At 59.3% G+C, this 23256-nt stretch carries 21 protein-coding genes; 16 read left to right on the top strand and 5 right to left on the bottom strand.

Translation table 11 applies throughout. The features are described from left to right. Nucleotides 1-62: 62 nt before the first annotated feature. On the bottom strand, nt 63-1757 hold the full coding sequence (locus NQL71_RS06525; RefSeq protein WP_046820636.1) for a lactate permease LctP family transporter: 1695 nt from the start codon (nt 1755-1757) through the stop codon (nt 63-65). Nucleotides 1758-2020: 263 nt separating this feature from the next. On the opposite strand from NQL71_RS06525, the gene NQL71_RS06520 reads away from it, so the two are divergent. Further along, nucleotides 2021-2788, top strand: a complete 768-nt coding sequence (locus NQL71_RS06520) for a GntR family transcriptional regulator (protein ID WP_046820635.1) — start codon at nt 2021-2023, stop codon at nt 2786-2788. Nucleotides 2789-2925: 137 nt separating this feature from the next. Here NQL71_RS06520 and smpB read toward each other — a convergent pair whose 3' ends face one another. After that, the gene (gene smpB, locus NQL71_RS06515; RefSeq protein WP_008057382.1) at nt 2926-3408 is read right to left on the bottom strand and encodes an SsrA-binding protein SmpB; all 483 of its coding nucleotides are present in this window, start codon (nt 3406-3408) and stop codon (nt 2926-2928) included. Nucleotides 3409-3526: 118 nt separating this feature from the next. Between smpB and NQL71_RS06510 the strand changes: the two genes are divergently transcribed. The 3 genes from NQL71_RS06510 to NQL71_RS06500 are packed head-to-tail and all read left to right on the top strand — an operon-like array spanning nt 3527 to nt 5679. Then, nucleotides 3527-4930 carry a sodium-dependent transporter gene (locus NQL71_RS06510; protein WP_077182421.1) on the top strand — a complete coding sequence of 468 codons (1404 nt, stop codon included), beginning with the start codon at nt 3527-3529 and terminating at the stop codon, nt 4928-4930. 7 nt (nt 4931-4937) lie between these two features. Next, complete coding sequence (locus tag NQL71_RS06505) at nt 4938-5372, top strand: type II toxin-antitoxin system RatA family toxin (protein WP_046820633.1); 435 nt, start codon at nt 4938-4940, stop codon at nt 5370-5372. Then, entirely contained in the window at nt 5365-5679 is a 315-nt protein-coding gene (locus NQL71_RS06500; protein WP_166618447.1) for an RnfH family protein, read from the top strand. Before NQL71_RS06505 ends, NQL71_RS06500 begins: the two co-directional genes overlap by 8 nt. Nucleotides 5680-5738: 59 nt before the next feature. Here the strand turns inward: NQL71_RS06500 and NQL71_RS06495 are convergent, their stop codons facing one another. Continuing rightward, a complete protein-coding gene (locus NQL71_RS06495; RefSeq protein ID WP_046820631.1) occupies nt 5739-6266 on the bottom strand; it encodes an outer membrane protein assembly factor BamE in 528 nt (175 codons plus the stop codon). Nucleotides 6267-6363: 97 nt separating this feature from the next. Here NQL71_RS06495 and fur point away from each other — a divergent pair, with 97 nt between their 5' ends. After that, nucleotides 6364-6768 carry a ferric iron uptake transcriptional regulator gene (gene fur, locus NQL71_RS06490; RefSeq protein ID WP_003197684.1) on the top strand — a complete coding sequence of 135 codons (405 nt, stop codon included), beginning with the start codon at nt 6364-6366 and terminating at the stop codon, nt 6766-6768. 76 nt (nt 6769-6844) lie between these two features. Here the strand turns inward: fur and recN are convergent, their stop codons facing one another. After that, nucleotides 6845-8518, bottom strand: coding sequence for a DNA repair protein RecN (gene recN / locus NQL71_RS06485; RefSeq protein ID WP_166618446.1), 1674 nt, complete (start codon nt 8516-8518; stop codon nt 6845-6847). Nucleotides 8519-8758: 240 nt separating this feature from the next. On the opposite strand from recN, the gene grpE reads away from it, so the two are divergent. The 8 genes from grpE (at nt 8759) to NQL71_RS06445 (ending at nt 19221) form a co-directional block, all read left to right on the top strand. After that, entirely contained in the window at nt 8759-9325 is a 567-nt protein-coding gene (grpE, locus tag NQL71_RS06480; protein ID WP_046820629.1) for a nucleotide exchange factor GrpE, read from the top strand. Between the two features lie 102 nt (nt 9326-9427). Beyond that, entirely contained in the window at nt 9428-11344 is a 1917-nt protein-coding gene (gene dnaK / locus NQL71_RS06475) for a molecular chaperone DnaK (RefSeq protein WP_046820628.1), read from the top strand. 296 nt (nt 11345-11640) lie between these two features. Further along, the gene (gene dnaJ / locus NQL71_RS06470; protein ID WP_046820627.1) at nt 11641-12765 is read left to right on the top strand and encodes a molecular chaperone DnaJ; all 1125 of its coding nucleotides are present in this window, start codon (nt 11641-11643) and stop codon (nt 12763-12765) included. A 10-nt stretch (nt 12766-12775) separates the two neighbouring features. Further along, complete coding sequence (gene dapB, locus NQL71_RS06465; RefSeq protein ID WP_046820626.1) at nt 12776-13579, top strand: 4-hydroxy-tetrahydrodipicolinate reductase; 804 nt, start codon at nt 12776-12778, stop codon at nt 13577-13579. Between the two features lie 259 nt (nt 13580-13838). Beyond that, nucleotides 13839-14975: a glutamine-hydrolyzing carbamoyl-phosphate synthase small subunit gene (gene carA, locus NQL71_RS06460; protein WP_046820625.1), complete on the top strand. Its 1137-nt coding sequence runs from the start codon at nt 13839-13841 to the stop codon at nt 14973-14975. Nucleotides 14976-15093: 118 nt separating this feature from the next. After that, complete coding sequence (gene carB / locus NQL71_RS06455; RefSeq protein ID WP_046820624.1) at nt 15094-18315, top strand: carbamoyl-phosphate synthase large subunit; 3222 nt, start codon at nt 15094-15096, stop codon at nt 18313-18315. Then, complete coding sequence (greA, locus tag NQL71_RS06450; protein WP_046820623.1) at nt 18312-18788, top strand: transcription elongation factor GreA; 477 nt, start codon at nt 18312-18314, stop codon at nt 18786-18788. Before carB ends, greA begins: the two co-directional genes overlap by 4 nt. A 28-nt stretch (nt 18789-18816) precedes the next feature. Next, nucleotides 18817-19221 (top strand): MFS transporter, encoded by a 405-nt coding sequence (locus NQL71_RS06445; protein ID WP_077182424.1) that lies wholly within the window; start codon nt 18817-18819, stop codon nt 19219-19221. Between the two features lie 9 nt (nt 19222-19230). Here the strand turns inward: NQL71_RS06445 and NQL71_RS06440 are convergent, their stop codons facing one another. Beyond that, entirely contained in the window at nt 19231-19539 is a 309-nt protein-coding gene (locus NQL71_RS06440) for a YhbY family RNA-binding protein (protein WP_007942889.1), read from the bottom strand. A gap of 101 nt (nt 19540-19640) precedes the next feature. Between NQL71_RS06440 and rlmE the strand changes: the two genes are divergently transcribed. From rlmE to folP, 3 genes are all read left to right on the top strand, one after another. Next, a complete protein-coding gene (gene rlmE, locus NQL71_RS06435; RefSeq protein ID WP_274642402.1) occupies nt 19641-20270 on the top strand; it encodes a 23S rRNA (uridine(2552)-2'-O)-methyltransferase RlmE in 630 nt (209 codons plus the stop codon). Nucleotides 20271-20472: 202 nt separating this feature from the next. Next, the gene (gene ftsH / locus NQL71_RS06430) at nt 20473-22383 is read left to right on the top strand and encodes an ATP-dependent zinc metalloprotease FtsH (protein ID WP_046820620.1); all 1911 of its coding nucleotides are present in this window, start codon (nt 20473-20475) and stop codon (nt 22381-22383) included. An 8-nt stretch (nt 22384-22391) separates the two neighbouring features. Continuing rightward, on the top strand, nt 22392-23243 hold the full coding sequence (gene folP / locus NQL71_RS06425) for a dihydropteroate synthase (RefSeq protein WP_046820619.1): 852 nt from the start codon (nt 22392-22394) through the stop codon (nt 23241-23243). The last annotated feature ends 13 nt before the right edge of the window (nt 23244-23256 follow it).

The raw sequence follows: 23256 nt of genomic DNA, 5'->3' as shown, positions 1-23256 counted from the left end.
GGTGAATAGCTGACGCCGGGGTCGTGGCCCGGCGTCGGTTTTTTCCATGTCGCCTGTAGTACTTAGTGCACCAGCATGCCGGTGAACCAGTAGGCCTGGGCCAGGGTGATCAGGCCGACAATCGTTGCAAAGAACAGGCTGTGCTTGAGGGTGAAGCGGAACAGGTCCGATTCCTTGCCCACCAGGCCGGTCGCGGCGCAGGCCACGGCGATCGATTGAGGCGAGATCATCTTGCCGGTCACGCCGCCGCTGGTGTTCGCCGCCACCAGCAAGGTGTCGTTGACGCCGATCTGGTGGGCGGTGGTCGCCTGCAACGAGCTGAACAGTGCGTTGGACGAGGTATCGGAGCCGGTCAGGAACACGCCCAGCCAGCCAAGGAACGGCGAGAAGAACGGGAAGGCGGCGCCCGTGCCGGCCAGGACCAACGCCATGGTCGAGGACATGCCCGAGTAGTTGGTGACGAACGCGAAGGCCAGCACCATGCCGATGGACAGGATCGGCCAGCGCAGTTCGTAGAAGGTCTCTTTCAAAGTGGTCAGACCAGTTTTGAAGTTGATCTTCAGGACCAGCATCGAGATCAGCGCCGAGAAGAAAATCGCGGTGCCGGTTGCGGAAATCGGGTCAAGCTTGAACACGGCCGGGAGGGCGGTCGGCGCGGCCACGATCGGTGCCACCTTGATCACCATTTGATCCAGGTGCGGGATGGCGAAGTTGAACACGAAGCTGTACATCGAGCCGCCGGCGGCAAACATCGCCTTGAACGGCTTGAGGGTCCAGATGGTTACCAGCACGGTCAGGATCAGGAACGGCGACCAGGCTTTGAAAATTTCACCCAGGCTGTAGGGCGACGCCACGGTGGTGCGCTTCTGGCCGAAACCACCGGCACTGGCGCTGACCACCGAAGCCGATACGGCACCGACGATGTGCTGGCCGGCGGCGCGTCTTGGCTGCCAGACCTTGAGGAACAGGGTCAGGGAAACCAGGCTGGCCAGGGCCGAGGTGATGTCCGGCAGTTCCGGGCCGATGAAGTTGGAGGTGAAATACTGGGTCACGGCGAAGCTCAAGCCCGCAACCAGTGCGGCCGGCCAGGTTTCGCGCACGCCGCGCAGGCCATCCATCATGAACACCAGCCAGAATGGCACGAACAACGACAGCAGCGGCAACTGGCGGCCGGTCATGGCGCCGATCTTGAAGGCGTCGATGCCGGTCACTTGCCCGGCGACGATGATCGGAATACCAAGGGCACCGAAGGCTACCGGCGCGGTGTTCGCGATCAGGCACAGGCCCGCGGCATACAGCGGGTTGAAGCCCAGTCCTACGAGCAGCGCGGCGGTGATCGCCACCGGTGCACCGAAGCCGGCTGCACCTTCGAGGAATGCACCGAAGCAGAAGCCGATCAGCAGCACTTGCAGGCGCTGGTCGTCGGTGATCGACAGCACCGAGCTGCGGATCACTTCGAACTGGCCACTCTTGACCGTCAGTTTGTAGAGAAAGACCGCCGCCACGATGATCCAGGCGATCGGCCACAGGCCATAGGCAAAGCCATACCCGGCGGCGGCGAACGCCATGTCCACGGGCATCTTGAAGGCAATGATTGCCACCAGGATCGACAAGGCCAGGGTGATGCTGCCGGCCACGTGTCCTTTGAGGCGGAACACGGCCAGGGCCAGGAAGAAAAACACGATGGGAATGACGGCTGCGAGTGCGGACAGGCCGAGGCTGCCGAGCGGGCTGTAGAGCTGTTGCCAGGTTTGCATATGGGGTGGCCCCTAATTGTTGTTGGTCAGGCACTGATCAGCGTTCTTGGTTAATTGGTAAGACCAATTTACAATCGCTGTTGGCTAGGGTAAAAGTCTTGTAGGTGGTGTGTCAATTTGCCGCCCTAAAACTTTTGTCGTAGGCAGGGGTTTGCGAAGGATCTGCCCGGCTCGGGCAATGGTCGCGTGGCAGGTGCCTGCGCCTCATGGATAGGCCAGAATAGAGCCCCGGCGCACCGTCGGGATGGTGGAGAAATTGAGTTATGGCGTTTGATCAGATTCGGCAACGCCGTTTGTCTGACGATATTGTCGAGCAGCTCGAGGGCATGATCCTTGAGGGCACGCTGAAGGCGGGTGAGCGCTTGCCGGCCGAGCGCGCCTTGGCCGAGCAATTTGGCGTTTCGCGTCCTTCGTTGCGCGAGGCTATTCAGAAACTGACGGCCAAGGGGCTGCTGGTCAGTCGTCAGGGTGGCGGCAATTACGTGGTCGAGTCCCTGGGCACGACGTTCAGTGATCCACTGTTGCATCTGCTGGAAAGCAACCCCGAAGCCCAGCGCGATCTGCTGGAGTTTCGCCACACGCTGGAAGCGTCCTGCGCCTATTACGCAGCCTTACGCGCCACCGACGTTGATCGCGAACGACTGACTGCAGCGTTCAATCAATTGCAGGACTGCTATTCGCGTCACGATGAAGTCAGTCGGGCGGAAGAGGGGGCGGCGGATGCGAAGTTTCACCTGGCGATCGCCGAAGCCAGTCACAACGCGGTGTTGCTGCATACCATTCGAGGGCTGTTCGACCTGCTCAAGCGCAACGTGGTGACGAACATCGGCGGCATGTACAAGCAGCGCACGGAAACCCGCGACATGCTGATTACGCAGCACCGGGAGTTGTACCTGGCGATTATCGAAGGTCGGGCGGAACAGGCGCGGGAAGTCTCCAGTCGACACATTCTGTACGTGCAGGAGGTGCTGGAGGAGGTGCGTCAGGAAGTGCAGCGCGTGGCTCGGGCGGAGCGGCGCAAGGGCATGTAGTCAGACGGTTTTGGATCAGCGATCGTTCCCACGCTCTGCGTGGGAATGCATCCCGTGACGCTCCGCGTCACAAAGCTGGCGCAGAGCGTCCATAGCTGCATTCCCACGCAGAGCGTGGGAACGATCAGGGCCAGGAATTAATCTTCCTTGCCCTTGTTGCGCACCGCGCGCTGCAATTCGCGCCCGGCGTCGCGTTCGCGCTCGGTATCGCGCTTGTCGTATTCCTTCTTGCCCTTGCCCAGGGCAATCTCGCACTTGACCATGTGCTTGCTCCAGTACCAGGACAGGCACACGCAGGCGTAGCCTTTTTGCTGCACGGCGGCGGCAAGCTTTTCCAGCTCCCGCCGGTTGAGCAGCAATTTTCGCGTGCGCACCGGATCGGCGATGACGTGGGTGCTGGCGGTCGTCAGGGGCGTGATGTGACTGCCGAGCAGCCAGGCTTCGCCATCCTTGAGCAGTACGTAACTGTCAACCAGTTGCAACTTGCTTGCCCGCAGACTTTTTACTTCCCAGCCGGCCAGGACCAGACCAGCCTCGAACCGATGTTCGATGAAGTAATCGTGTCGCGCCTTTTTATTTTGCGCGATGGTCCCTGTTGGGTGTTTCTTCTGTTTAGCCATAGGGGCGGCATTATAGGGAGTTGCGCGCGAGTCGGCTACGGTGTTGCTGCGTGCTTGAGCAGGTTGATTGAATCCCGGACAATGCGGCCTCTTTTTTGAACGCTTGGTCGTAATAACGATGTCGACAGACAAGGTTTCTGTCCACGGCAGTTGGGCTAGCCGCTGGGTCTTCATACTCGCCGCGACCGGTTCGGCCGTGGGCCTGGGTAGTATCTGGAAATTCCCCTACATGGTCGGGGTCTATGGTGGCGGGGCCTTCGTGATGATGTTCCTGGCCTGCATCGCGTTGATCGGTGTACCGGTCATGCTCGCCGAAACCCTGATCGGCCGCCGCGCCCGGCAAAGCCCGGCCAACGCCTTGAAGGTGCTGGCGCTGGAAGCGGGGCATTCGACCAAGTGGTCCTGGGGAGCATTCGCCGGCATGATCACGGCGTTGCTGATCCTGTCTTTCTATAGCGTGGTCGGCGGCTGGTCGCTGGACTACATCATCGACATGGGGCGTGGCGACTTCCAGGGGGCGACGCCGGACCAGGTGGGTGCTTACTTTGGCAATGTCATCGCCGATCCATGGCGCCTGACACTTTGGCACACGATTTTCATGCTGCTATCGGCGGTGGTCATCGCCAAGGGCGTGGTTGCTGGGCTTGAACGCAGCCTGCGGATCATGATGCCGCTGCTGTTCGTGATGATCCTCGTGCTGCTGGGCTACAGCATGACCACCGGGCATTTCATGGAAGGCGTCCATTTCATGTTCGACTTCCATCCGGAAAAAGTCCTCGACGGCTTGCTGCCGGCCATGGGCCATGCTTTCTTCTCCCTGAGCGTCGGGGTGGGTTCGATCATGATCTACGGCGCCTACATGCCCAAGCATTCGTCGATCTCCGGGACCGTTGTGGGTGTGGCACTGCTGGATACCTTTGTGTCCCTGGTGGCCGGCCTGGCACTGTTTCCGATTGTGTTTGCCGGCGGCTTGAACCCGAGCGAAGGCCCTGGCCTGATGTTTGTCAGCCTGCCTTTTGCCTTTGGCAACGTAGCGTTTGGCCAGTTGATGGGCGTAGTGTTCTTCGTGCTGGTGGCGATTGCAGCCTGGAGTTCGGCCATATCCTTGCTCGAGCCCATGGTGGCTTACCTGGTCGAACGCTCGAAAGTCAGTCGTGCCTGGGTCACTTTCTGGCTGGCGTTCACCTGCTGGTTTGTCGGTCTGGGCACGGTGTTTTCCTTCAATATCTGGAAGGAAGCCAAGTTTTTCGTGAACGAAGGCGGGCTGTTCCATCTCTACCAATGGGGGGCGGCGGGCGGCCTGGATTTCTTCGGTGTGATCGATTTCTTCACCTCGCGAATCATGCTGCCACTGGGCGGATTGTGTTTCGTGGTATTTGCAGGCTGGGTAATGGGGCGTGACGCAGTGCGTGACGAACTGTCGATGCGCAGCCCGATGTTGTTTGCCCTGTCCTTGTTCTTGATGCGCTATGTGGCGCCCATCGGCATTCTTGTAGTGTTTGCCGCCCAGCTGTGGAAGTGACGCTGACATGACGACACACATTTCACGTTCGGCCTTGCTGCCGTACCCCGCGCAAGCGCTGTATGACCTGGTCAACGACGTGGCGCGTTACCCGGAATTCCTGCCCTGGTGCTCAACGGCCGAAGTCCTGGAAAGCTCTGCCGACCATATGCGCGCCAGCGTGGGCGTGGCCAAGGGCGGGCTGAGCCAGCATTTCGTGACGCGCAATACCCTGGTGCCCGGCCAGTCGATCGAGATGAATCTCGAAGAGGGGCCGTTCACTCAGTTGCATGGCGTGTGGGTGTTCAAGCCGTTGGGCGAGAAGGCCTGCAAGATCAGCCTGGACCTGTCGTTCGATTACGCAGGCCCGATCATTCGCGCGACCTTGGGGCCGTTGTTCAATCAGGCGGCCAATACACTGGTGGACGCGTTCTGCCAGCGCGCCAAGCAAATGCATGGTTGAGGCGATGATAGAGATCGAGGTGGTCTACGCCGCGGTAGATCGTCAGGTGCTCTTGCCGGTGAAGGTACCGGCAGGAACGTCCGTTCGCGCAGCCTTGCTGAAGTCCGGTGTGGGTCAGGCTTTTCCTGAGCTGAACCTGGCGCAGTGTCCGGTGGGGGTCTTTGGCAAGGTGATCGTCGATGCCGAGAGTCGTCCTGTTCAATCGGGCGATCGCATCGAGATTTATCGGCCGTTGTTGGCGGATCCAAAGGAGGTGCGTCGACTGCGTGCGGCCAAGGCTGCCGAGGCCAAGGCGCGAAATAATTGAGCCCGCCAAATACCAGACAATAAAAAACCCGGGCATGCCGGGTTTTTTTACGTCGCAAATTATTGCGGCGAGGTTTCCAGGGGTTCTGGAGTTGGAACAGGTACGGTTTCGACACCGTCCACTTCCTTCTGGATCTGATCGAGCAACGAACCTGGCTTGACTGGCTTTTCCGGTTTCGGCGGCTCGACGTTCTCTGCCGGTGCGGTGACAGGGGCAGCACTGTCCTTGCCCAGAATGGCTTCGTCGCGGCTTACGCCAGGCATGAAGTCGCCAGAGAGGCTGACAAGCTGGTCATTTGGGTTGAAGATAACGCTGATGCGTTCTTGTTGGCGTTCACCGCCACCCGGTTGCAGGCTATACAGGTAATCCCAGCGATCGGCATGGAACGTATCAGTCAGCAGGGGGTTGCCCATGATAAACCGTACTTGCTTGCGGGTCATTCCCGGGCGTAACTGGTCTATCATGTCCTGCGTGACGACATTGCCCTGCTGGATGTCGATTTTGTAAACCCCGGGGAATGAACAACCGGCGAGTGCGAGCAGTCCCACAAAGGTGAAACTGGTTAGCAAGAGCTTGGTGTTTTGCATCGGTGGGCGACTTCCACTATCTTGGCTGGGACAACGTAAACGCCGATCATACCCGCATTAAGAGAAGCTGCGAAGCAGCATCGCGAGAAAGCTGACCATGGTTGAAAATAGCGAACTACGCAAAGCCGGCCTCAAAGTGACCCTGCCACGGGTCAAGATTCTGCAAATGCTCGACTCTGCCGAGCAGCGCCACATGAGTGCCGAGGATGTCTATAAGGCATTGATGGAGGCTGGCGAGGACGTCGGTCTGGCCACGGTTTACCGTGTACTGACCCAGTTCGAGGCAGCTGGACTTGTGGTGCGGCACAACTTCGACGGAGGCCACGCGGTCTTCGAACTGGACGATGGCAAGCACCACGACCATATGGTCAACGTCGAAACCAGCGAAGTGATCGAATTCTTCGACGAAGAAATCGAGCGCCTGCAAAAGGCCATCGTCGACAAGTATGGCTTCGAGATGGTTGATCACAATCTTGTGTTGTACGTACGCAAGAAAAAGTAAGCATGTCGCGCGGACCCCAGGGTTCGCGAAACGAACGAAGGCGACCCCAGGGTCGCCTTCGTGCTTTCTGCCCATCTCAAATTTTTGCGGTGACGACCATCTTCTTGGCGTGGGCCAGGGATTCCTTGGTCAGGTCGATACCGCCCAGCATCCTTGCCACTTCTTCAACGCGGTCGTTCTTGCTCAGTTTGGATACGGCCGTGCGAGTGGCATCCTCGCCGCGCACTTTATGTACAAACAAATGCTGATGGCCCTGCGCCGCCACCTGTGGCAAGTGCGTAACGGTGAGGACTTGTCCACGCTCGCCGAGACGGCGCAGCAATTGGCCAACGATTTCGGCGGTGGGGCCGCCGATGCCGACGTCCACTTCGTCAAACACCAGGGTCGGTACGCGGGAGGTCTGTGCGGTGATGACCTGGATGGCCAGGCTGATTCGCGACAGCTCACCACCCGATGCCACCTTCGCCAGCGCTTTCAGGGGCTGCCCCGGGTTTGCGCTAACCAGCAGTTCTACCTGCTCGAGTCCGTTGGGCAGCAATTCATTGCTGCTGTTGGGTCGCAGTTCGATGGCAAAGCGCCCACCGGGCATGCCCAGTCGCTGGATCTCCTGTTCCACCGCGCTGGCCAGACTGCTGGAGGCTTGGTGGCGCAGATCGCTCAGCTCTCGAGCCTTCTCCTGATAATGACGCGCAAAAGACGCCAGCTCATCACTCAGTCGCTCGATGGATTCATCGTTGGCGTTCAGGGTTTCGATTTCATCCAGCAAGCGCTGCTGCATCTCTGCAACCTCGGTGGGCTGAATGCGGTGCTTGCGCGCCATGGTGTAGATCGCATCGAGCCGTTCTTCCAGGTATTGAAGGCGTGCCGGGTCTGCGTCGAAATTGTCCAGGAAGCGGTTCAACTCGCCTACAGCTTCTTCAACCTGGATCTGCGCGCTGGTCAGCAAGCTGCTGGCTTCGCCCAATGCGCCAATCGAGCTGTTCACGCTCGACAGGCGATTGAGGCTCGCCGTCAGGGCGTTGAGGACATTGCCGGAATCACTCTCGCTGCATTGCTCGACCACTTGTCGACAGATACCCAGCAAGGTTTCCGCGTTTGTCAGGTTCTTGTGTTCCTGCTCCAGCTGCTCCAGTTCGTTTTCGCCGAGGCCAAGGTTTTCCAGTTCCTCAAGCTGATAGCTGAGCAACTGATGGCGGGCGCGCTGCTCATCGCCGGAGTTGGACAGTCGCTCAAGCTCCTGGTGAGTCTGGCGCCAGCGCTGGGCAGCCAGCTGCACCTGGCGGGCGAGGTCCGTTGCACCGGCGTATTCGTCGAGCAGGCGGCGATGGGTGTCGGTCTTGAGCAAAGACTGATGTTCGTGCTGGCTGTGGATGTCGATCAACAGCTCACCGAGGGCCTTGAGGTCGCCTAGCGGGCAGGGTGTGCCGTTGATGTAGCCGCGCGAGCGCCCCTCGGCGGTGATGACGCGGCGCAGGATGCACGGGCCCTCGTTCTCGAGGTCGCGTTCGGCCAGCCAGGTACTGGCTTCCGGGATGTCGGCCAGGTCGAAGGTTGCCAGAATGTCGGCCTTGTCTGCGCCGGGGCGGACCACGCCGCTGTCGGCTCGATCGCCGAGGGTCAGGCCCAGGGCGTCGAGCATGATCGACTTGCCCGCGCCGGTTTCCCCTGTGATCACGCTCATTCCCCGATCGAGTTCAAGATCGAGATGTTCAACGATGGCGTAGTTGTGTACGGACAGGTGCACCAGCATAAAGGCCGCTCCCAGGCTTTAGGTCTGGTTATTTATACAGTGTTTTGTTTCTGGCTGACAATGCCCTCTGTTAGCTCGTTTTGCTTGAGCCGACGAAATCCTTAGCGCGCCGGGGAATGACAATGCAGAGCTTTTTGTAGGGTTAATCTCATTGAGCCCCTTGAAGCCGGATTTTGCGGCCCCATATAGCTGGACAGAAGCGCGAGTCGAGCTCGCGGACGATATTGAAAGGAGAATTCTATGGCTGACGAACAGACAGTGGATACGCAAAATCTAGACGCCGACCAGGCTCCCCAGGCTTCGGGTGATGACCTGGCGGCGCGTGTACAAGTGCTCGAAGAGCAACTGGCAGGTGCGCAGGATCAGGCTTTGCGTGTAGCCGCCGATCTGCAGAACGTCCGCCGTCGCGCCGAGCAGGATGTAGAAAAAGCGCACAAGTTCGCGCTGGAAAAATTCGCTGGCGACCTGCTGCCGATCATCGACAGCCTGGAGCGCGGCCTGGAGTTGTCCAGCCCGGATGACGAAAGCATTCGTCCGATGCGCGAAGGGATCGAACTGACCCTGAAAATGTTCCAGGACACCCTGAAGCGTTATCAGCTGGAAGCGATCGATCCGCATGGCGAACCTTTCAACGCCGTTCTTCATCAGGCAATGGCCATGCAGGAAAGCGCGGACCTTGAGCCGAACAGTGTTCTGAAGGTGTTTCAGAAGGGCTATCAGCTCAATGGTCGCCTGCTGCGTCCGGCAATGGTCGTGGTCAGCAAGGCGCCTGCGCCAGTTTCGCCTTCGATTGACGAGCAGGCTTGAAATTAGCCGCAAGGCCCCCATTTAGAAGTCAAGCGTTTAAGTGCTACCGCAGTTAGCCACCACTGCTGCGGCAACCAAATCCAAAGTTTCGGGAGAGTGAACATGGGCAAAATTATCGGTATCGACCTGGGGACTACCAACTCCTGCGTCTCCGTGCTGGAAAATGGCAAGGCCAAAGTTATTGAAAACGCCGAAGGCGCGCGTACCACGCCGTCGATCATCGCTTACGCCAACGATGGCGAAATCCTGGTCGGCCAGTCCGCCAAGCGTCAGGCTGTGACCAACCCGCACAACACCCTGTATGCGGTGAAGCGTCTGATCGGTCGTCGCTTCGAAGAAGAAGTGGTACAGAAAGACATCCAGATGGTCCCTTACAAGATCGTCAAGGCTGACAACAACGACGCCTGGGTTGAAGTGAACGGCCAGAAAATGGCACCGCCACAAATCTCGGCTGAAATCCTGAAGAAAATGAAGAAGACCGCCGAAGACTACCTCGGCGAGCCAGTGACCGAAGCGGTGATCACCGTTCCGGCCTACTTCAACGACAGCCAGCGTCAAGCGACCAAGGACGCCGGCCGTATCGCGGGCCTGGACGTAAAACGTATCATCAACGAACCCACCGCGGCTGCTCTGGCCTACGGTATGGACAAGGCCAAGGGCGATCACACCGTGATCGTTTACGACCTGGGTGGCGGTACCTTCGACGTTTCCGTGATCGAGATCGCTGAAGTCGATGGCGAGCACCAGTTCGAAGTGTTGGCCACCAACGGCGACACCTTCCTGGGCGGTGAAGACTTTGACATTCGTCTGATCGACTACCTCGTCGACGAATTCAAGAAAGAAAGCGGCATGAACCTCAAGGGTGACCCGTTGGCAATGCAGCGCCTGAAAGAAGCCGCTGAAAAAGCCAAGATCGAGCTGTCTTCCGCTCAGTCGACCGACGTCAACCTGCCGTACATCACTGCAGATGCCACCGGTCCTAAGCACCTGAACGTGAAGATCTCCCGCGCCAAGCTGGAAGCGCTGGTTGAAGACCTGGTTCAACGCACCATCGAGCCTTGCCGCATCGCGCTGAAAGATTCCGGTATCGACGTTGGCGCGATCAACGACGTGATCCTGGTCGGCGGTCAGACCCGTATGCCACTGGTTCAGAAACTGGTGACCGAGTTCTTCGGTAAAGAAGCACGTAAAGACGTCAACCCGGACGAAGCAGTAGCCATGGGTGCTGCCATCCAGGGTGCGGTACTGGCCGGTGACGTGAAGGACGTTCTGCTGCTGGACGTCAGCCCGCTGACCCTGGGTATCGAAACCATGGGTGGCGTGATGACTGCGCTGATCGAGAAAAACACCACGATTCCTACCAAGAAATCGCAAGTGTTCTCGACTGCCGACGACAACCAGGGCGCTGTGACCATTCACGTGCTGCAAGGTGAGCGTAAGCAGGCTGCGCAGAACAAGTCCCTGGGCAAGTTCGACCTGGCCGAGATTCCACCAGCACCACGTGGCGTGCCACAAATCGAAGTGACCTTCGACATCGACGCCAACGGCATCCTGCACGTAGGCGCCAAGGACAAGGCCACCGGCAAGACTCAGTCGATCGTGATCAAGGCCAACTCCGGCCTGTCCGATGAAGAGATCGAGCGCATGGTGCGTGATGCCGAGGCCAACGCCGAGGAAGACCGCAAGTTCGAAGAACTGGCCGCTGCCCGTAACCAGGGTGATGCACTGGTTCACTCGACGCGCAAAATGGTCGCTGATGCTGGCGACAAGGTAAGCGCTGAAGAGAAGACTGCAATCGAAGCTGCTGTAGTTGCCCTTGAAGCCGCCGTGAAAGGCGACGACAAGGCCGCTATCGAAGCCAAGGTTGAAGAGCTGTCGAAAGTCTCCGCTCCAGTGGCCCAGAAGATGTACGCCGAACAGGCTCAGCCAGCTGAAGGCGCGGCACCGCAAGGTGAGTCGGCCGAGAAGGCTGACGACGTGGTCGACGCTGAGTTCGAAGAAGTAAAAGACCACAAGTAAGTTGTTGGTCGGCCGGTTGACTGCCTTGCGGCGGTGACTGGTAGGATGTCGCCGCGCGGGAGCTTGCTCCCGCGTTGGCGTGTCTGGAGTTAGCGAATTTTTACAGCATGCGACAACGCTCGCGTGCTGATGGCATGGCCGGGAATGCTCCTGCTTTTCGAGCCGAAAGTGCCGATCGAATCAAAGACCAGGATCGTTGAATTGACGTGAGTTGGGTCCGGGCCTGTATTGGGGCTCAACGAGTTTGGCGAGGCTCAGGAGAGGTTTGTCGAACGTCCTCAAGAGTGCAGAGACTTATGGCAAAGCGTGACTATTACGAAGTATTGGGTGTTGAGCGCGGCTCAAGCGAGTCGGACCTGAAAAAGGCCTACCGTCGCCTGGCGATGAAGCACCACCCGGACCGTAATCCTGATGACAAGGCATCGGAAGAGATGTTCAAGGAGGCCAATGAGGCCTACGAAGTACTGTCCGATTCCAGCAAGCGTGCGGCGTATGACCAGTACGGCCATGCCGGTGTCGACCCGAGCATGGGTGGCGGTGGTGCCGGTTTCGGTGGGCAGAATTTCTCCGACATCTTCGGCGATGTCTTCAGCGACTTCTTCGGTGGTGGTCGCGGTGGTTCCCGTGGCGGCGCCCAGCGTGGCAGTGACTTGCGCTACACGCTGGAGTTGAATCTGGAAGAAGCGGTGCGCGGCACCAGCGTGAATATCCGCGTTCCGACACTGGTCAACTGCAAGCCGTGCGACGGCTCGGGAGCCAAGAAGGGCTCTTCGCCGGTCACCTGCCCGACTTGTGGCGGTATCGGCCAGGTGCGCATGCAGCAAGGCTTCTTCTCGGTGCAGCAAACCTGCCCGCGTTGCCATGGCCAGGGCAAGATCATTTCCGATCCGTGCGATTCCTGCCACGGCGAAGGTCGCGTCGAAGAGTACAAGACCCTGTCGGTCAAGGTTCCGGCCGGTGTCGATACCGGTGACCGCATTCGCCTGTCGGGTGAAGGCGAGGCGGGCGCCCAAGGCGGGCCGACCGGCGATCTGTACGTGGTGATCAATGTGCGCGAGCACTCGATCTTCCAGCGTGACGGCAAGCACCTGTTCTGCGAAGTGCCGATCAGCTTCGTCGATGCGGCGCTGGGTGGCGAGCTGGAGATTCCGACCCTCGATGGTCGGGTCAAGCTGAAAATCCCTGAAGGGACCCAGACCGGCAAGCAGTTCCGCGTGCGCGGCAAGGGCGTTGCCCCGGTACGTGGAGGCGGTGCGGGTGACTTGATGTGCCGTGTGGCGGTCGAGACTCCGGTCAATCTGAGTCGTCGTCAGCGTGAATTGCTCGAAGAGTTCCGCAGCTCCCTGGCGGACGACAACAGTCACTCACCGAAAACCACTGGCTGGTTCGAAGGCGTGAAGCGCTTCTTCGGCGATTTGTAAGGAGACAGGCATGCGACGTATAGCTGTGATGGGCGCCGCCGGGCGCATGGGCAAAACCCTGATCGAAGCCGTGCAGCAAGCACCGGGTGCCGGCCTGACGGCGGCAGTGGATCGTCCTGACAGTACGCTGGTCGGCGCGGACGCTGGCGAGCTGGCTGCGATCGGCCGCATCGGCGTGCCGTTGTCGGGTGATCTGGATCGTGTGGTCGATGAGTTCGACGTGCTGATCGACTTCACCCACCCGACAGTGACCCTGAAGAACCTCGCCTTCTGCCGAAAGCACGGCAAGGCGATGATCATCGGCACTACCGGCTTCAGCGTTGAAGAGAAGCAGTTGCTGGCAGAGGCGGGCAAGGATATCCCGATCGTCTTCGCAGCCAACTTCAGCGTCGGCGTAAACCTGTGCCTGAAGCTGCTCGACACTGCTGCCCGGGTGCTGGGTGACGATGTCGATATCGAAATCACCGAAGCTCACCATCGGCATAAAGTCGATGCGCCGTCCGGTACGGCCGTACGCATGGGTGAAGTGATTGCCGATGCCCTGGGTCGCGACCTGAAGAAAGTCGCGGTTTACGGTCGTGAGGGCCAGACCGGTGCTCGCGAGCGCGAAACGATCGGTTTTGCCACGGTTCGTGCTGGCGACATCGTCGGTGATCACACCGTGCTGTTCGCCGCCGACGGTGAGCGTGTCGAGATCACCCACAAGGCTTCCAGTCGCATGACCTTCGCCAAGGGCGCGGTACGTGCCGCCTTGTGGCTGGATGGGCGCGAGCCTGGTCTTTACGACATGCAAGACGTGCTCGATCTGCGTTAAGATGCACCCGAAATCGGGCTCGCGCGCAGCGTCTGAGCCCGGTTTTATTCCGCCAAGCGACGTCCTGTCGCATTCTCCAGCCTTTAGGGCTCATTGGCGGTAGACCAAAAAGGCCTTTTTCTGTAAGCTACAGCTTTAGTGTGTCCACTAAAAGCGCGCAGAATAATTCAGTGAAGAAGCGGGGTGACGTGTCCATACGTCACTCCGCTTTTTTACAACCTGCGATCGCCCTTTCAGGCTTTATTTACGGGAGGTCTTCTTGACTAAGCCAGCCATACTCGCCCTTGCTGATGGCAGCATTTTTCGCGGCGAAGCCATTGGAGCCGACGGTCAAACCGTTGGTGAGGTGGTGTTCAACACCGCAATGACCGGCTATCAGGAAATCCTTACCGATCCTTCCTACGCCCAACAGATCGTTACCCTGACTTACCCGCACATCGGCAATACCGGCACCACGCCGGAAGACGCCGAGTCCAACCGCGTCTGGTCCGCTGGCCTGGTCATCCGTGACCTGCCTCTGGTGGCGAGCAACTGGCGTAACACCATGTCCCTGTCCGACTACCTGAAGGCCAACAACGTTGTGGCCATCGCCGGTATCGACACCCGCCGACTGACGCGCATCCTGCGTGAAAAAGGCGCGCAGAACGGCTGCATCATGGCCGGTGACAACATTTCCGAAGAAGCCGCCATCGCCGCTGCCCAAGGTTTCCCTGGCCTCAAGGGCATGGACCTGGCGAAAGTCGTCAGCACCACCGAGAAGTACGAGTGGCGCTCGACTGTCTGGGATCTGAAAACCGACAGCCACGCGACCATCGAAGCCTCCGAGCTGCCGTACCACGTGGTGGCCTACGACTATGGCGTCAAGGTGAACATCCTGCGCATGCTGGTTGAGCGCGGCTGCCGCGTAACCGTCGTGCCTGCGCAAACGCCTGCTGCCGACGTGCTGGCCCTGAAGCCGGACGGCGTGTTCCTGTCCAACGGCCCTGGTGATCCGGAGCCTTGCGACTACGCGATCCAGGCGATCAAGGACGTGCTGGAAACCGAGATCCCGGTATTCGGCATCTGCCTCGGTCACCAGCTGCTGGCCCTGGCTTCCGGCGCCAAGACCCTGAAAATGGGCCATGGCCACCACGGTGCCAACCACCCGGTCCAGGACCTGGACACTGGCGTGGTGATGATCACCAGCCAGAACCACGGTTTCGCGGTAGACGAAGCGACCCTGCCGGCCAACGTTCGCGCGATCCACAAATCGCTGTTCGACGGCACGCTGCAAGGCATCGAGCGTACTGACAAGAGCGCCTTCAGCTTCCAGGGTCACCCTGAAGCCAGCCCTGGCCCGAACGACGTAGCACCCCTGTTCGATCGCTTCATCAACGAAATGGCCAAGCGACGCTGATCGCTCGCCCTGATGTTGCAAAGCCTGAGGGCGGCCCCGATACCGGTGGCCCCCTCGGGTCTTCACAGATTGAACAAGACGGCTTGCCGACTGACCTGCGGATTTGAGTGACAAACCCATGCCAAAACGTACAGACATTAAAAGCATCCTGATTCTCGGCGCTGGCCCGATCGTTATCGGCCAGGCCTGCGAATTCGACTACTCCGGCGCCCAGGCCTGCAAAGCCCTGCGCGAAGAGGGCTACCGCGTCATCCTGGTGAACTCCAACCCGGCCACCATCATGACCGACCCGGCCATGGCCGACGCCACCTACATCGAGCCGATCAAGTGGCAGACCGTTGCCAAGATCATCGAGAAAGAACGTCCGGACGCACTGCTGCCGACCATGGGCGGCCAGACTGCACTGAACTGCGCCCTGGATCTGGAGCGCGAAGGCGTCCTGGAGAAGTTCGGCGTAGAAATGATCGGTGCCAATGCCGACACCATCGACAAGGCTGAAGACCGTTCGCGTTTCGACAAGGCGATGAAGTCCATCGGCCTGGCGTGCCCGCGTTCCGGTATCGCCCATAGCATGGAAGAGGCCAACGCGGTTCTCGAGAAGCTCGGCTTCCCATGCATCATCCGTCCGTCCTTCACCATGGGCGGCACCGGTGGCGGTATCGCTTACAACCGTGAAGAGTTCGAAGAAATCTGCGCCCGCGGCCTGGACCTGTCGCCGACCAAAGAACTGCTGATCGACGAATCGCTGATCGGCTGGAAAGAATACGAGATGGAGGTTGTCCGCGATAAGAAGGACAACTGCATCATCGTCTGCTCCATCGAAAACTTCGACCCGATGGGCGTGCACACCGGTGACTCGATCACCGTGGCACCGGCACAGACCCTGACCGACAAGGAATACCAGATCCTGCGTAACGCCTCCCTGGCGGTACTGCGCGAGATCGGCGTGGAAACCGGCGGTTCCAACGTTCAGTTCGGCATCTGCCCGAACACCGGCCGCATGGTCGTGATCGAGATGAACCCGCGCGTATCCCGTTCGTCGGCACTGGCCTCGAAAGCCACCGGCTTCCCGATTGCCAAGGTCGCGGCCAAACTGGCTGTGGGCTACACCCTGGACGAGCTGTCGAACGACATCACCGGCGGCAAGACCCCGGCATCCTTCGAGCCGTCCATCGACTACGTCGTGACCAAGCTGCCACGCTTTGCCTTCGAGAAGTTCTCCAAGGCTGACGCACGCCTGACCACGCAAATGAAGTCGGTCGGTGAAGTCATGGCCATTGGCCGTACCTTCCAGGAATCCCTGCAGAAAGCCCTGCGTGGCCTGGAAGTGGGCGTTTGCGGCCTGGACGAGAAGGTTGACCTGAGCAACCCGGAAAGCATGAGCGTGCTCAAGCGCGAGCTGACCGTACCGGGCGCCGAGCGTATCTGGTACGTGGCGGACGCGATGCGCGCTGGCATGAGCGTTGAAGACATCTTCGGCATGACCATGATCGATCCGTGGTTCCTGGTGCAGATGGAAGACCTGATCAAGGACGAAGAGAAGGTCAAGACCCTGGGTCTGACCAGCATCGACCGCGACCTGATGTTCCGTCTCAAGCGCAAAGGCTTCTCCGACATGCGCCTGGCCAAGTTGCTGGGTGTGACCGAGAAGGCCCTGCGTGCTCACCGTCACAAGCTGGATATCTTCCCTGTCTACAAGCGCGTCGACACCTGCGCTGCCGAGTTCGCCACCGATACCGCGTACCTGTACTCGACGTACGAAGAAGAGTGCGAAGCGGCGCCATCGGGTCGCGACAAGATCATGATCCTGGGTGGCGGTCCGAACCGCATCGGCCAGGGCATCGAGTTCGACTACTGCTGCGTACACGCGGCACTGGCCCTGCGCGATGACGGTTACGAGACCATCATGGTCAACTGCAACCCGGAAACCGTGTCCACCGACTACGACACCTCCGATCGCCTGTACTTCGAACCAGTGACCCTGGAAGACGTGCTGGAAATCGTCCGCGTCGAGAAGCCCAAAGGCGTGATCGTCCAGTACGGCGGCCAGACCCCGCTGAAACTGGCGCGTGCCCTGGAAGCCGCCGGCGTGCCGATCATCGGCACCAGCCCTGACGCCATCGACCGTGCCGAAGACCGCGAGCGCTTCCAGCAGATGGTCCAGCGCCTGAATCTGCGTCAGCCGCCAAACGCCACCGTGCGCAGCGAAGACGAAGCGATTCGTGCCGCCAGCAAGATTGGTTACCCGCTGGTGGTGCGTCCGTCCTACGTATTGGGCGGCCGTGCGATGGAAATCGTCTACGAAGAAGAAGAACTCAAGCGCTACCTGCGTGAAGCGGTTCAAGTGTCCAACGACAGCCCGGTGCTGCTGGACCACTTCCTCAACTGCGCCATCGAAATGGACGTGGATGCGGTCTGCGACGGCAAAGACGTGGTGATCGGTGCGATCATGCAGCACATCGAACAGGCTGGCGTTCACTCCGGTGACTCCGCTTGCTCGCTGCCGCCGTACTCGCTGCCGGCGCACATCCAGGACGAGATGCGCGAACAGGTCAAGAAAATGGCCCTGGAACTGGGTGTGGTCGGCCTGATGAACGTACAGTTGGCGCTGCAGGGCGACGACATCTACGTCATCGAAGTCAACCCGCGTGCTTCGCGTACCGTGCCGTTCGTGTCCAAGTGCATCGGTGTTTCCCTGGCAATGATCGCTGCACGCGTGATGGCCGGTAAAACCCTGAAGGAAATCGGCTTCACCAAGGAAATCATCCCGAACTTCTACAGTGTGAAAGAGGCGGTGTTCCCATTCGCCAAATTCCCTGGCGTTGACCCGATCCTCGGCCCTGAGATGAAGTCCACCGGTGAAGTGATGGGCGTGGGCGACACCTTCGGTGAAGCGTTCGCCAAGGCCCAGATGGGTGCCAGCGAAGTGCTGCCGACCGGCGGTACTGCGTTCATCAGCGTCCGTGATGACGACAAGCCACTGGTTGCGGGCGTGGCCCGTGATCTGATCAACTTGGGCTTCGAAGTGGTGGCCACTGCCGGTACTGCCAAGCTGATCGAAGCGGCAGGCCTGAAAGTGCGCCGGGTGAACAAGGTGACCGAAGGGCGTCCGCACGTAGTCGACATGATCAAGAATGACGAAGTCACCCTGATCATCAACACCACCGAAGGCCGTCAGTCGATCGCTGACTCCTATTCCATTCGTCGTAATGCCTTGCAGCACAAGATTTACTGCACCACGACCATTGCTGCTGGCGAAGCTATCTGTGAAGCGCTGAAGTTCGGTCCCGAGAAGACCGTGCGCCGCTTGCAGGATCTACACGCAGGATTGAAGGCATGATCAAATACCCAATGACCGTCCTGGGCGCCAAAGCCCTGGAAGAAGAACACGCTCATCTGACCAAGGTCGTCCGTCCCAAGCTCAGCCAGGACATTGGTACGGCTCGCGAGTTGGGTGACTTGAAAGAAAACGCTGAATACCATGCCGCCCGCGAACAGCAAGGCATGGTCGAGGCGCGGATTCGTGATATCGAAGGCCGGATCCAGAATCAGGTCATCATTGATGTCACGACCATTCCTCACACCGGCAAAGTGATTTTCGGTACCACCGTCGAAATCGCCAACGTCGAGACTGACGAAAGCGTCTCTTACCACATCGTGGGTGAGGATGAGGCTGACTTCAAACTCGGCAAGATTTCGGTCGGCTCGCCTTTGGCCCGTGCCTTGATCGGCAAGGAAGAGGGTGATGTGGTTGCCGTGAAAACGCCTAGCGGCGTTATCGAGTACGAGATTGTCGAAGTCCGTCACATCTGAAGCCAGGCGCCCGCTGCATGCGGGCGCCATGCTCTGGCAGCTGGCCCAGATGTTGTGGGTTGGCGGTCTGTGGCTGGTGCATCTCGGTTTGCAGCCGGTGTTGGGCCGAATTGGCTTGGCACCGTTGCTGATCGATGAGATCGCCGGCTTGTTCGAGAGCATGGTGGTGGGGTTTGCCGCCGTGTGCGTGATCTTTCAGGCTTTGGTGCTGGTACAGGCCAATGGCCTTGCCAGTCTATGGCGGGATTTTCGTGGGCAGGTGCTGTTGATCGCGTTGTTGGCGTGTGCGACGTATGTCGCCGTGCATGTCGGCTGGCCTGATGCGCAGCGCTGGCAGGTGTTCAGCTATCTGGTCCTGGGATTCTCGGGCCTGGTGCTGATCATGCAGCCGGTACCCGGATGGAGTGGCAGGGTGCGCGAAGCACACCCTTGACCCTTGTCATCACTTGAAGCGATGGACGTTCGACAGCTGCTTGTTGACGCTGAAGTTCTTGCGGTAAATCAGGGCCATCTTGCCGATGACCTGTACCAGATCCGCTTTGCCAACCTTGCACAGCTCGGCAATGGATGCCAGGCGCGATTCGCGATCGAGGATGTTGAGCTTGATCTTGATCAGCTCGTGATCCGCCAGGGCGCGTTCAAGTTCGGCTAACACACCTTCAGTCAAACCGTTGTCAGCCACGATCAAAACTGGTTTCAGATGGTGGCCAATGGATTTGTACTGTTTCTTCTGCTCTTGAGTGAGCGGCATAATCTGACCCTTTCGTCTGGATTCTGTAAAATGGCGGCCATTTTACCCGAGGGTTCGTGGATCCGCCCAACTAATCACGACCCTTATCATCGAGGTGCCCAATGGCGCGTTCCAAGACAAGCCTTGAGTGGCTGAAAAGACATGTCAATGATCCCTATGTGAAGCAGGCGCAGAAAGACGGCTACCGCTCGCGTGCGAGTTACAAGCTTCTGGAACTCCAGGAAAAGTACAAACTGATTCGTCCGGGCATGAGTGTTGTCGACCTGGGTGCGGCACCCGGTGGCTGGTCGCAGGTCACTAGCCGGCTGATCGGTGGCCAGGGCCGCTTGATCGCCTCGGACATCCTGGAAATGGACAGCATTCCGGACGTGACTTTCATCCAGGGTGACTTCACCCAGGACGAAGTGCTCGCTCGGATCCTTGAAGCCGTGGGTAATTCGCAGGTGGACCTTGTGATTTCCGATATGGCCCCCAATATGAGTGGTACGCCTGAAGTGGACATGCCCAAGGCCATGTTCCTGTGCGAGCTGGCGCTTGATTTGGCGGAGCGGATCCTCAAGCCCGGTGGTAATTTCTTGATCAAGATTTTTCAGGGCGAAGGTTTCGATGTTTACCTGAAGGACGCTCGTAAGAAATTCGACAAGATCCAGATGATCAAGCCGGACTCTTCACGTGGCAGCTCCCGCGAGCAATACATGCTGGCTTGGGGCTATCGCGGTCGGAGTGAATAAAACGAGGTTTTTTGGCGGGGTGATAGGTTTTTCGTATTTCGCCTCGCGTGCATAAACGAATATTGTGTAGAAAGTGTTTCACAAAGGGTTACAGACGGCGCCTGCCAGAGTTGTAGGTAATGTAGTAAGTTAGGCCGGTGAATATCATGCGAAGCGCGCGCCAACAGCGGCGCTTGCTTCAGAGGGTAGTTAATTGAACGATATGGCAAAGAATCTGATCCTGTGGTTGATCATCGCGGCAGTCCTGGTGACGGTGATGAACAACTTCTCCAGCCCTAACGAGCCGCAGACCCTCAACTATTCCGACTTCATCCAGCAGGTCAAGGATGGCAAGGTCGAGCGCGTGGCGGTTGATGGCTACGTGATTACCGGCAAGCGCAACGATGGCGATAGCTTCAAGACCATTCGTCCGGCGATCCAGGACAACGGCCTGATCGGCGACCTGGTGGACAACCACGTCGTGGTCGAAGGCAAGCAGCCTGAGCAGCAAAGCATCTGGACTCAACTCCTGGTGGCGAGCTTCCCGATCCTGGTGATCATCGCGGTGTTCATGTTCTTCATGCGCCAGATGCAGGGCGGAGCCGGTGGCAAGGGCGGCCCTATGAGCTTCGGCAAGAGCAAGGCGCGCCTGCTCTCCGAAGACCAGGTGAAGACCACCCTGGCTGACGTTGCCGGTTGCGACGAAGCCAAGGAAGAAGTCGGCGAACTGGTCGAGTTCCTGCGTGATCCGGGCAAATTCCAGCGCCTGGGCGGCCGCATTCCTCGCGGCGTGCTGATGGTCGGTCCTCCGGGTACCGGTAAAACCTTGCTGGCCAAGGCGATTGCCGGCGAAGCCAAGGTGCCGTTCTTCACCATCTCCGGTTCCGATTTCGTCGAGATGTTCGTCGGTGTCGGTGCCAGCCGTGTTCGCGACATGTTCGAGCAAGCCAAGAAACACGCGCCATGCATCATCTTCATCGATGAAATCGACGCCGTCGGTCGCCACCGTGGTGCCGGCATGGGCGGTGGTCACGATGAGCGCGAGCAGACTCTCAACCAGTTGCTGGTAGAGATGGACGGCTTCGAAATGAACGACGGCATCATCGTGATCGCCGCGACCAACCGTCCAGACGTACTGGACCCTGCGTTGCTGCGTCCAGGCCGTTTCGACCGTCAGGTCGTGGTTGGCTTGCCGGATATCCGTGGTCGCGAACAGATTCTCAAGGTCCACATGCGCAAAGTGCCGATGGGTGACGACGTCGCTCCGGCTGTGATCGCTCGTGGTACTCCTGGCTTCTCTGGTGCCGACCTGGCCAACCTGGTCAACGAGGCGTCGTTGTTTGCTGCCCGTGCCGGCAAGCGCATCGTCGAGATGAAAGAGTTCGAGCTGGCCAAAGACAAGATCATGATGGGTGCCGAGCGCAAATCCATGGTCATGTCCGAGAAAGAAAAGCAGAACACCGCTTACCACGAAGCTGGCCACGCCATTGTCGGCCGCGTCGTACCTGAGCATGATCCGGTATACAAGGTCTCTATCATCCCGCGCGGTCGTGCGCTGGGTGTGACCATGTTCCTGCCGGAAGAAGACCGCTACAGCCTGTCCAAGCGTGCGCTTATCAGCCAGATCTGCTCGCTCTATGGTGGCCGTATCGCTGAAGAAATGACCTTGGGCTTCGATGGCGTCACCACCGGTGCGTCCAACGACATCATGCGTGCCAGCCAGATTGCGCGGAACATGGTGACCAAGTGGGGCCTTTCCGAAAAACTCGGTCCGCTGATGTATGCCGAAGAAGAGGGCGAAGTGTTCCTCGGTCGCGGCGGCGGTGGCCAGAACGCCAGTTTCTCCGGTGAGACAGCCAAGCTGATCGACTCCGAAGTGCGCAGCATCATTGACCAGTGCTACGGCACGGCCAAGCAGATTCTCACGGACAACCGTGACAAGCTCGACGCCATGGCCGATGCCCTGATGAAGTATGAAACCATCGATGCCGAGCAGATCGACGACATCATGGCTGGACGCACCCCTCGCGAGCCTCGCGACTGGTCGGGCGGTACCGGTACATCCGGCACGCCGCCGGCGGTGCAGGGTGAGCGTCCGGAAACACCTATCGGCGGTCCCGCTGCTGACGTTTAAGGTTTGAAATGACTTTTGTTCAGTCCTCGACCCGGTTGCCTTGCGGCAACCGGGTTCTTGATTTGGCCCAGACGCATGTCATGGGCATTCTCAATGTCACTCCCGATTCTTTCTCCGATGGTGGCAAATTCAGCCAGCTCGATGCGGCGTTGCGCCATGCCGAAGCCATGGTGGCGGCTGGCGCCACACTGATCGATGTCGGCGGCGAGTCGACTCGCCCGGGCGCCAGGGCGGTTTCACCGCTCGAAGAGCTGGAGCGCGTGGCGCCGATCGTCGAGAGGATTCACCGTGAGCTGGACGTGATCATCTCGGTCGATACCTCCACGCCCGCAGTCATGCGCGAAACGGCGCGACTGGGTGCTGGCCTGATAAATGACGTGCGTTCGTTGCGCCGCGAAGGTGCGCTGGATGCGGCGGCGGCTACCGGCTTGCCGGTGTGCCTGATGCATATGCTCGGTGAGCCGGGTGACATGCAGGACAACCCGCACTACCAGGACGTCACCCGGGAGGTGGGCGAGTTTCTTGCCGAGCGCATGGCTCAGTGCGCAGCAGTGGGCATTCCGGCTGAGCGGATCATCCTGGATCCGGGTTTTGGCTTCGCAAAAAACCTGCAGCACAATCTAAGCTTGTTCAAGCACATGGAAGCCTTGCATGCCCTGGGGCGCCCGCTGTTGGTTGGGGTGTCGCGCAAGAGCATGATCGGTCAGGCGTTGAATCGTCCCGTCGGTGAGCGCCTTTACGGCGGTCTTGCCCTCGCGGCGCTGGCATCGCATAAGGGTGCGCGTATATTGCGTGTCCATGACGTCGCTGAAACAGTTGATGTGGTGAAAATGATCGCCGCAGTGGAATCAGCCGAATAAGAAAGATGGAGTA

The organism is Pseudomonas serbica (genome assembly GCF_028823535.1).
In the GTDB taxonomy this organism is placed as follows: domain Bacteria; phylum Pseudomonadota; class Gammaproteobacteria; order Pseudomonadales; family Pseudomonadaceae; genus Aquipseudomonas; species Aquipseudomonas serbica.
Note: the sequence above shows the minus strand (reverse complement) of the source record. Positions and strands in the feature narration are given on the sequence as shown.